Consider the following 10,323-nt stretch of genomic DNA (forward strand, 5'->3'; position numbering starts at 1 on the left):
TTATATTAATGAAATTTACGCTCTTGGAGTGGCTGCGCTTAAGTCGGGGCAACCGTTCTTCAGGGTCCACTTGTTCCCGTTTAAACTAGAGCTTGAAAATTTATCCAAATACCGTTCAAATCAATGGTATCCATTTTGGGTTAATCTCAAGGAAGGGTATGATTACTTCAACAAACATAAAAGGCCTCCTAATGTTGAGGTGTCCGGTGGAAAATATACATTTGGTGCGTAATTCAGTGCTAACAAATTTAGGCAATCGGACAAATAACTCCGCCTTCGGCTCCATTATTTGCCGTTGCTAAAAGCGTTATGGTGCTCGGCCATGAGTTTTTCATGGTCAGTGGTAAGTAAAAAGTATTGCTACTTATCGAGAATTCGGCATCAAACAACGTAATAAATTTTATGTTAGTAGTTTCGTTCCTGATGCCCTCGTTAAAGTCAGTAGTAACGGCCACATCATCACTACCGGCATGGTGTGCCACTAAGCAAAATGAAAGGTGGCGGTAGGTGTGGTATTCTTGCGGTCACATTAACCGAGTGGTGGCTTCGCTCTCGCTACGCAAACACACTTCGTCGCTAAAGCAAACGTCGCTACTATAACCAATGTATGTTGCGGACATTTTGGTGTTTGCTTGAAAAACAGCAAACACCAAAATGCCCCAAGTACAAGCGTTAAGTGTCTGTATGGATGATCGAGCATTTACAAAAATCATAGAGTTTCTGGAAAAAGTGCCAGCGATTACCGGTACTATCGGAAAGGGTTCGGGTGATGATGGTTGTTGGTGGGTAAAGTTTACTATCGACATCAACCATGAATTTGCATGGCATACTGTTCAAGAGTTTGGGCATGTTCTTAACTACATGTCTCTCGATGAGCGGCTTCCAACAACATTTCAGCCTGTGTCCCCACCCCCATATATGAATGGTGGCCCTGATGAGTACTTGTCGTGGGTAATAGAGTGCCACGACCCGGAGTTCAAGCCAGGCACGTGCGCTGAGTGGCTTACAGGTCGTTTGCCAAACCCAGTAGAGGATCACGAGCAATGGGCAATAGAGTAAAACACTTAACAAGTTGCTCAAGTACACTCCGGGCCTTTGGCCCTCCGCGGGACGGCGCACAGCGCCGCCCCTTAGCAAGGCGTTATAGCGCTCTACTCAAGCTTTTAAATGGGCAAAGTTGCAGACTGAAGATCACTGCCAGTAACTGGCCGTCCGGCATCAAGGAATATGCTTACTTCCATTCCATCAGTTCCGGCCCGGTGCCTTCGATAAAAACTGTGGTATCGACAACACCCAACAGTTTACGGGGCGCGCAACTAGCAGGTTTGCGGTGCTAGCATGTGTGGTATTCTTGCTTTCACATTTATCAGGCTGTGGCTTCGCTGGCGCTGCGCATCGCACGTTGTAGCGACAGCAACCGTCGCAGCCATAACCAAGGCCGCCAACGGGCAGCTAGTCCGCCGCTTCGCGGCTCCATAGCTGCCCCTGCTACCGACGTCATACACGAAGGTCACGATGAATGATTAGCGCAAAGGACTTTAAAGCACAGTGGGAGGCAGAGGAAGAGTTTGAGCTTGTGGTAGCGAAAGCTGACTGCCCTCGACTTACTAGTTTGCCCGCAGAGTTGCAAAAGTTCTTGTTGGAGGCTGGGTTGCCCGATGCGGCAGCCCCATTTCTGTCTTTTGACGTTATAGAACGGCATGGGCTAACGGAAATATCTGAGGTTTGGGGTAGCCCCGATGACTATTCAGAAAGCGAAAAAGAACGCTTATCTAGGTATTTTATAATCGGGTCGGACGGTAGTGGTAACCCTCTGGCAATAGATACTGATAGTAACTTCGAGATAGTGCATCTTGACCACGACAATTGGTTTCAAACTGTTACTATTCTAAATAGCAGCCTATTTCATTTGGCCGAATTCTTGTTGTTAGTGCGGGATATGGTGTCTAAAGCTCACAATGAACTAAGTGAGACCGAGCTAGAGGAAGAGATTCCGGCTCGGTATAAGGGTGAGCTTTTCACACGAATGAAGTTCGCTGATAAAAAGGCGTGGAGATCAGGAGGTTATTGGGAAACAGAAGTGGATATGCTATGAGACACGAAGTGTATAACAAAACGTTCAACTTCACTCCGGCGGCAAGCGGCCTCCGTCGGACAGACAAAAGCACGCTTCGCATTGTCTGCCGGTTAACTTGGCTTTAGATTTCAAGGCATACTGATGAGTGAAGAACTGGAATCTATTAAGGAAACCGCAAAAGCAACTCAAGAAGTAGCTAAGACCGCTTCAAAAGCCATTGACGCAGGCCGAGAAATGGGAGGGTTCGTATCGAGATTTATATCGGGTCCTTTGGAGCAAGGCGTAGGTATTATAGAAGACAAATTGAAGTATATTCGGTGGGAGAGACAGCAAAGACTTATAAGACGTGCAGAAGAATTTTTAAAAAACAAAGGGCTGCCAAATCCTGATAACCCGATTCCTCTTAAAAATGCAGTGCCATTACTAGAATATGCGACATTAGAAGAAGATGATGATCTCCAGGATCTATGGGCTTATCTTTTAGTAAATGGTTCAAACATATCCACAGGCATAAATATCGAGCGATCATTTATTGAAATTCTTTCGCAAATATCTTCTCTTGAGGCGCGGATTTTGAAGGCGGTTTACGCTTTACCATTCGAAGAAACAAGGCATGCGGGTGTTGTGACACAGCATCTCCCTGAATATGCACTTGCGGCAGAAGAAAAACCAGAAACACCTTATGAAGAACCAAGTCATGAAGTAAAAATGGGGCTGGCTAATCTTGCTCGTATCAGTTGCTTAAAGTTATCATTAACGTGGGGTGGTGGAGAGATATTCACTCAAATTAACCCCACTCTAATTGGCAAAGAGTTTGTTTTGGCATGTTCTTCGTAGAGAAAAACCTAAAAAATTGCGTAAGCGGGACAAAGTGCTGCGCACTTCGTCCCTTCGCAAGGCGTTAGGCCGTGTAGAGTAATAGGCAACAATGGAAAAACAAAAAAGTACAATCAGGCAGCGTGCCGACGAAATTAAGGATCATCGATGCAAGAATTTGATTGCTGTCATCGAAGAACCGAATGATATAAAAAACATTGGTACGATTATCCGCAATGTAAATGCTCTTGGCGTTGAAAAGACTTACATCGTCGATAGTCGAAAAGCACTGCCAGATGATTGGCAAGAAATGAGAGAACGGAAGTCGCTGAGTAAAACATCAGTTTCTGCTATTAAATGGAGTTTTGTCAAACGTTTTGACAGCACTGAAGAGTGTTTGGGGCATTTAGAAAAAAACAGGTTTATTTCTGTGGTCACTTCGCCCCACGTTAAAGGTAAAGAAAATTGTATTCTGCATGAAACAGACTATACGAAATTCACTAGGCTAGCGGTTTGGTTCGGAAATGAATCGCGAGGTATTAGTGATCTCGCAGTCGAACGAAGTCAATTTTGCGTTTCCATACCAATGTTCGGAATGATTGAAAGCCTTAATCTTGGTACCACGAGCGGCATTGTGCTTTATGAAATAACGAAACAAAGGCGCGCTTATCAGCTCAAGTACAAGCGTGCCAATCGAGGGCCTAACAAATCAATCAACTTCGTGCCCGCGGCGCCGGACAGCTAAAAGCGTGGCTTCGTCACATCGCTGCCGGTTACTGAGGCGTTAGGCATCACCGAGATAGACGAAGTTTAGGAGAATTATGTTCGATCACGTCGTATTTGGAGTCAGCGATTATGCAGCGAGCAAGGCTTTTTTCCTCAAGGCGCTCGAACCGCTCGGTGTAGCTATAGTTTCGGAGGGTCCGCTTGGAGTTGAATTTTGTTGTTCTGACAGCAATGCGTCACTGTGCATCCGTAGAGTCGAGGAGGCGGCGACGCATTTACACTTAGCCTTCAAGGCCGTTAATCGTGGGCAAGTCGAAAACTTCTACAAGGCGGCTATTGAGGCGGGAGCTAAGGACAATGGTGCACCTGGTCTTCGCCCGCAGTACCACTCAAACTATTATGCTGCTTTCGTCATTGGTCCGGATGGGCACAACATTGAAGTGGTTTGTCATGAACCCGAGGTCTAACAAGCGACTGTGATGTCAAGCGGCAAGCTTGATATCACTTTCTCCCCAGTTAGTCCCATCTCTCATCATCGCATTAAGAATAACAATCATCTTTCTCATACAGGCCGTTAGTCCCACCTTTTTATGCTTTCCTCGAGCAACCAACCCTTTATAGAACGATCGAATCATTGGGTTGTGAATGGTTGACGACATGGTGGCCATATACAGTACGGTTCGGATCGTCGCTCTGCCGCCTTTGATCCGCCGCTTACCGCGTGCGAGCCCACTGTCATGGTTAAAGGGTGCAACGCCCACAAGGGCTGCAATCTGCTTTGGGTTAAGCTCGCCGAGTTCCGGTAGCTCGGCAAGCAATGTTACGGCAAGCTGCTTGCCGACACCCGGCACCGACTCAAGCCGCTCGCGCCGCTCTTGCCATCGCACTTCGGAGGCCACCGCTTTATCGAGCTTTACATCAATTCGCTCAACCTCCTTCTCTAAAAACTTGAGGTGACGTTGATACTCAGCCCGAAACCGATCCGGCATGATCTTGATGCGATTGAGTTCCATGGTGCGCATTTCCATCAGTTGGCGGCGCCTAACCAGTAAGTCTTTGATATATCTCTGTATTTTCGACTCTGGTGGCCGTAATGCCGGTTTCATAATGGCAGCAAATTCAGCAATGAGCATGGCATCAACCTTATCCGTTTTAACCAGTTTGCCTGCTGCGCCAGCGTAACGACGCACATTGACTGGGTTAACAATAACGGCTGGCAATCCTCGCTCAATGGCCAGCTCGAAAAGTAGTCGTTCGTGACGACCAGTGGCCTCCATGACGATACGTTCAAGCTTGAAGCGAGACACCTTTCCAAGCCAGCACTTGATCGCGGTAGGCGTATTGTCAATCTGCCAATAGCGATCCCGCTCGTGACAATAAATATCCAATGTGTGCTTACTAACATCCACACCGATGTTGACCCACTTTGTAGCGTTAATGCTCATTGCGATTGATCCTCATCCTTGCTACATTCGGGCTCGAGGCCTATTCGACTGTTCGAGTTTTACAATAGGGTCGGTGTGATGCCACACGCTTGTTAACGGGCTAGGTTTCACCTGCGCCTACTAGGCAACGAGCTATCACACCGGTAACTTGCTGCAACAAGTTACGGGCCTCAACTTAACAGAAAACAGGGGAATTGAACCATACAAGTAAAGGCAGTCGGAAAACCAAAGCTACGCTTTGTTTTCCTCTGCTTTAAGCGTTAGCTTTCATAACATAGAAAAGGAGAAATATGATGGTAAATTTAGATGATTTGTATATCTATGATGTGAACGAATTTGCAACAAATTTGTATCGCATGGGAAATTCCACTTGGCCAGCCTTCACAGAAGAACGTGCTAAGTCAGATGTTGTGATACAGAAAGTTAACGGTGTAGATGTTGTTGTGGCCAATGGAAATGGTTTTTCGGCGTTCAACTATTTAACTCCGATCATGAAACGTCCGAAAAAGAAAATTTGGAAAATCAAAAAGGGCGCAACAATCCCAGATGGTTTAAAATTAGTCAAAGATCTTCGTCCTGGTCATGAGGGTCATTACATGATCGCACCCGAGAAGAACATGCCGCTCAAGAAATACCTAGGATTGCTTGAAGAGTTGGGGATGGATAGAACTAGAGTACAAATGCTCACACAAGCGGAGTTGCAAAATGCCTGATAGTACTATTTTAGTAAATGAGTTTAATATCATTTGGGAGGCGCTCAATCATTATGAAAAGTATCTCGAAAATATGTCTGCGAGTGCCCCTAACGAAGATGAAGAGTTGCTTTATGATGAAAAGTTGCAAGATTTAGAAAATACCAAAAAAGCAATTCAGTATGCAGCTTTAAATTCATACGGTTTAGAGTTAAAAGCTGAAAGCTAACAAAAACATGCAGAAGGACGTTTTGCTCCGTGGTTCAATTGTGCGCTCGCTACGCTCACTGTTGCACAATTGCTCCACTCCACAAAACGCCTCTGATGTTGGCGTTATATGTCGATGAAATCCATAGATTGGAGATTTAAATGAAATTAATTCTATTTATCGCTTTACTAATTTTATCGAATGTATCACTAGCAGGTAGCTGGTCGGGTTGGGGTAAAGTGACTGAGCTTCAAACGTATGCAGCAAATACATTCCGGTTTAAGACCTCTGCTCCACATATAGACGCCAATAACGGTACTCCGTGTGGTAGTGGTTGGTACAGAGTAAGTGATTTTACAGGTTTCCAGAAAGAGCAAGTTTCCATGCTACTTGCGGCATATGCTGCGGGGAAAGATATTAGGGTAAATGTTAGTGGTTGCGGGGGCTATAACAATGCGGATACAGAAGCAAATTATTTCCACCTTCGCGAGTAGCATATAACAAGTCAATCCAGCCGACCGCTAAAGCGTCGGCTGATTGAAGCGTTAGGCCCTGCAAGGTTAACCTTCAGTGAAAAATACATTAGTCATCACTTTAATTTTGATTGCTTCTACCTTTGCTCATGCGGAAGTCTTTTCCTGTAGAGTCGATGGAAGGGTTGTTTTTACTGATGACCGCAAAAAATGTGGATCTGAGGTTTCTAGCGTTGACCTCAATTTAAAAGAAGATAAGCGGGCAAACTACCGGTACCCAGAAAGAAAATATGAGGATAGGAGCGGAGCTTATTCAATCTTTATTGAATCCCCTGAAAGCCCTAAAGATAAACAAAGGTTAAATCGAGCGGTGAACAGGTTAAACAAAGCTTTAGATCTGATTTTTAAAAAGATCCCGATCTCTAGTCATAGTTATCTAAAGGATGCCGATTTTTATATAATGATTGGTCCTAAAGCAAAGCTTGGGGGAGAGAAGAGCGGATTAAGGTATTTCCCAAAGAGTGGAGACTCTAAGCTACTGATCGGTGACAGGCGCTGGACTCACTCGATCGTGATATATAACGTAGAGAATTTTCTCTGGCTTCCTGACCTTTGGGTTAATAAAAGCGTAATGCATGAGCTGGCTCACGCTTGGCACTATGAGGATTGGCCTACAAATTATCCTGTACTAAGAGACGCATGGATGTCGTCTAGGCAAAATAGCCTTTATCTAGCGCAAGAAGACGTAAAGGGTAGAATACTAAAGCCTGCATATGCGTCAAAAAACGAAAAAGAATACTTTTCTGAGCTATCTGCAATATATTTTGTTGGTGGGAATTATTACCCCTTTGATAGAATTGAACTTAAAAAATATGATCCAACGGGTTACTCAATGGTTGAGCTTGTATGGGGGCTATGAGCCTAACAACAAATAAGGATATGTCGCGGTGCGCCACGAAGCGCATAACCTCTTGCAGTTGAAAGTACCGCATCAAAAGTGCCGACTCAGCACATTGATTACCGAGTCTTGGGTCATTAAAGGTAACGATAATGATCAAGCGTAGATAGGGTAGTTTGCAGGCCAAAAGCGTAAGCCTAAGCGATTAAGCCCCGAAAAATCCATTATCGAGATGGTCGATAGTATCGCGACGCTAGAAGACAACATCATCACAAGCAAGAATGAGCAGTTTGTGTTGGCATCTCCGGGGTCGTAGCGCTTGGTATGTAAACAAAGAGGTTATGTGAACGTGGGAGGTCCTGATTGCTCTCTACATGGATGAGAGTATCGGCAATTCCAAGTGTAAAAGCGAGGAGGCTGAAATGGTTATCGGGAAGTCAGACGGGCCATAGTGTGCGCTGGGCAGCGCATTAATCAGGAGGGTTAAAGTCCCTCTGGTGCTTGGATAAGGGGCGCTATATCCAAAAGCGGGAGTAATGTCTCGCTGGCCGAGATCACGGTTTTATGAAGTGAACTTGGAGGACAGGGTGTCCATCGTGAGGTGGAATCCGAAGGGTTTGAGGAGAAACACCGGGCCGTAATCGAAGAGGCGACTCTACAGATGAACCGGTCGGCCAAAGATGGGGAAAGGTCGAGCCTGCACTATGGAGGCGAAGGCGTTCTTATCCACCTATCGAACCAAGGTGTGTGCGGATGGCACGGTGTGGAAGATTAATGCGTGACCCCAGGAGGACTCATAGAATTTCCGGTTGGCACTGGAATAAGTAAGCCTATAAGTGAACGCGAAATGGCAAGCGATGTTCTATGAGTAGTCGGACGACTGAATAGTACTTCAAGCCTTGCGAAAGTAAGGCGACCTCGATCAGCGGCAGCAGAGTGTGCTGGGGAAGTCAGTCGGCAAGGTTGTTGGACGAATACTGTGAAACTAATGAGTAAGGTTTATGGCAAGGACAAGTTCCTTCAGTGAAAAATCCCTAGGCAATAGACCGAGGAGATTAGTGCATTGGCTGAATCCGACAGGAGAAAAGAAGGTCCACTCATTGGTGGATAAAGTGTACAAGTTGAAAAAACCTAGCGTTAGCTTGGGAAAAAGTGAGACGAAATAAAGGAGCGGGTGGTATTGATGGGCAAAGCGTTGCAGATTTCGAGAACGACCTAGTTGGGAATCTCAAGAAACTGCACGAAGAGCTGCGCACACAAACGTATCAACCACAACCGGTAAAGCGTCAATTGATTCCCAAGAGTGGACAGCCAGGAAAGTTTCGCCCGCTCGGCATACCTAATGTTTACGACAGGGTATGTCAGCAAGCGATATTGAATCGGCTGGAACCTATCTTCGAACCGACATTTGATGATGCCAACTTTGGATATCGGCGAGGAAGATCAACTAAGGATGCGATGCGAAAGATCTGGTGTGAACTGGAGCAAGGCCATGAATGGGTGGTAGACGCTGACCTGAAAGATTTCTTTGGATCAGCGGATCACGAAAAGATCATGCAACTGCTCAACCAGCGAGTATCTGATGGACGTGTATTGAGCCTTATAGAATCAATGATGAAAGTTGGTTACCTAGATGGAAAACAGATACACCAGACAAACCGAGGAGTTCCCCAAGGGGGGGTAATTTCCCCGTTGATAAGCAACATCCTGTTAACGCCGTTTGATCGAGAAATGCGCCGCAAGGGGTATCGATTGACGAGGTTCGCAGATGATTGGCTAGTGACGTGTCGCACGCGGGCGGAAGCCCAAGCGGTACTGAACGTTGCGAAGCAAGTTCTAGAAAAGTTGGGTGTGGTACTGAATGAGGAAAAGACTCGAATAGTTCATGTAAGAAATGGCTTCGAGTTTTTAGGCTATAAGGTCAAGCGCGGACAGCGGCCGTTTAAGCTAGCTGCGCACAAGATCAAAAGCAAAGCCCGTCAGGGCTCACTTTATGTCTATCCTCGACAGAAATCCATTGACCGCTTTAAGGAACAAATCAGACAGCGGACGAGTCGGAAAGCGCCCGTTTCAACGGCGGTGCTAATCCAACAACTCAATCCGGTCATACGAGGCTGGGGTAACTATTACAGGAAAGCCCATGTCAGAAAGTTATTCAACCAGCTCGATCGTTGGATTGTCAGGCGCTTATGGTCACATCGTCATAAGAAATGGCGAAACACTGGCTGGAAATCGGTGCCGAGATCAAGACTTTACGGAGTGCTGGGGCTTGTGAACTTGGTCCATTTAATACCTTCTTTGAATCGGCGAAAGGTCGCGACCTTGTGAAAGCTGGATGCGGGAAAACTGCACGTCCAGTTTGTGCGGCGGACGGAGGCCAGCCAATGATCGGCGCCTCCTCCGACCCGACAGTCGGAGAACGGGAAAGCCGTTTACAGGGCGAAGGAGTTTGCGGTAATGACACATCCATGACAGGACAACCCGCACCGGACAATGTAGGGCCGGAGTCGATCGGGATAACCTCCCTCATGGATATAGCAAACAAAGCACGTTCCCACCCGAAGCACCGTTTTCAAAACCTCTATCGACTGTTGAACCTGCTGAATTTAGAGCAGGCCTGGCATCGATTGAACAAGAACGCGAGTGCGGGTATTGATAAGGTGACTGCACAGGACTATGGGACAGACCTGTACGAGAATCTTCGCAATCTTGAACAACGATTGAAAGACAAGCGCTATCGCTGCAAAGGCATTCGCCGTACTTTCATTCCCAAGTCAAACGGTAAGCAAAGACCGCTCGGCATACCTGCGCTGGAAGATAAAATCGTCCAGCAAGCGGTAGCCGATATTCTGAAGTCTATCTTCGAAGCAGACTTTTTGGCGTGCAGTTTTGCTTATCGACCGGCACGGGGAGCTGGTGACGCAGTTGCTAGCCTGTCGGCCAACCTCCAGTGGGGGCCGTTTGGTTATGTTGTGGAGAGCGACATCA

10 protein-coding genes and 3 pseudogenes are annotated in these 10,323 nt (G+C 46.4%); 12 read left to right on the forward strand and 1 reads right to left on the reverse strand.

Annotated elements, in window-relative coordinates; genetic code table 11:
• The 6 genes and pseudogenes from FKG94_RS29110 to FKG94_RS28045 all read left to right on the forward strand — a co-directional run.
• A pseudogene (locus FKG94_RS29110) lies at positions 1–232 on the forward strand (L,D-transpeptidase family protein); the annotation flags it as partial.
• Positions 233–684: 452 nt separating this feature from the next.
• Positions 685–1,059: a hypothetical protein gene (locus tag FKG94_RS28025; RefSeq protein WP_142930266.1), complete on the forward strand. Its 375-nt coding sequence runs from the start codon at positions 685–687 to the stop codon at positions 1,057–1,059.
• A gap of 460 nt (positions 1,060–1,519) precedes the next feature.
• Positions 1,520–2,095, forward strand: a complete 576-nt coding sequence (locus FKG94_RS28030; protein WP_142930267.1) for an SUKH-4 family immunity protein — start codon at positions 1,520–1,522, stop codon at positions 2,093–2,095.
• A gap of 123 nt (positions 2,096–2,218) precedes the next feature.
• On the forward strand, positions 2,219–2,914 hold the full coding sequence (locus tag FKG94_RS28035) for an Abi-alpha family protein (protein ID WP_142930268.1): 696 nt from the start codon (positions 2,219–2,221) through the stop codon (positions 2,912–2,914).
• A 91-nt stretch (positions 2,915–3,005) separates the two neighbouring features.
• A complete protein-coding gene (locus FKG94_RS28040) occupies positions 3,006–3,638 on the forward strand; it encodes a TrmH family RNA methyltransferase (RefSeq protein ID WP_142930269.1) in 633 nt (210 codons plus the stop codon).
• 76 nt (positions 3,639–3,714) lie between these two features.
• Positions 3,715–4,086, forward strand: a complete 372-nt coding sequence (locus tag FKG94_RS28045; RefSeq protein ID WP_142930270.1) for a VOC family protein — start codon at positions 3,715–3,717, stop codon at positions 4,084–4,086.
• A gap of 15 nt (positions 4,087–4,101) precedes the next feature.
• On the opposite strand, the gene FKG94_RS28050 is transcribed toward FKG94_RS28045, so the two are convergent.
• Positions 4,102–5,064, reverse strand: a complete 963-nt coding sequence (locus FKG94_RS28050) for an IS110 family RNA-guided transposase (protein WP_142930271.1) — start codon at positions 5,062–5,064, stop codon at positions 4,102–4,104.
• 290 nt (positions 5,065–5,354) lie between these two features.
• Between FKG94_RS28050 and FKG94_RS28055 the strand changes: the two genes are divergently transcribed.
• From FKG94_RS28055 to FKG94_RS28080, 6 genes and pseudogenes are all read left to right on the forward strand, one after another.
• On the forward strand, positions 5,355–5,777 hold the full coding sequence (locus tag FKG94_RS28055) for a Tse2 family ADP-ribosyltransferase toxin (RefSeq protein ID WP_218943670.1): 423 nt from the start codon (positions 5,355–5,357) through the stop codon (positions 5,775–5,777).
• Complete coding sequence (locus FKG94_RS28060) at positions 5,770–5,985, forward strand: hypothetical protein (RefSeq protein ID WP_142930272.1); 216 nt, start codon at positions 5,770–5,772, stop codon at positions 5,983–5,985. Before FKG94_RS28055 ends, FKG94_RS28060 begins: the two co-directional genes overlap by 8 nt.
• A 140-nt stretch (positions 5,986–6,125) precedes the next feature.
• Positions 6,126–6,458, forward strand: a complete 333-nt coding sequence (locus FKG94_RS28065; RefSeq protein ID WP_142930273.1) for a hypothetical protein — start codon at positions 6,126–6,128, stop codon at positions 6,456–6,458.
• A 76-nt stretch (positions 6,459–6,534) separates the two neighbouring features.
• Complete coding sequence (locus FKG94_RS28070) at positions 6,535–7,356, forward strand: DUF4124 domain-containing protein (protein ID WP_142930274.1); 822 nt, start codon at positions 6,535–6,537, stop codon at positions 7,354–7,356.
• A gap of 1,119 nt (positions 7,357–8,475) precedes the next feature.
• Positions 8,476–9,663, forward strand: a pseudogene (gene ltrA, locus FKG94_RS28075) (group II intron reverse transcriptase/maturase); the annotation flags it as partial.
• Between the two features lie 56 nt (positions 9,664–9,719).
• Positions 9,720–10,323, forward strand: a pseudogene (locus FKG94_RS28080) (hypothetical protein); the annotation flags it as partial.

This window comes from Exilibacterium tricleocarpae (genome assembly GCF_007004655.1).
Classification (GTDB): Bacteria; Pseudomonadota; Gammaproteobacteria; order Pseudomonadales; family Cellvibrionaceae; genus Exilibacterium; species Exilibacterium tricleocarpae.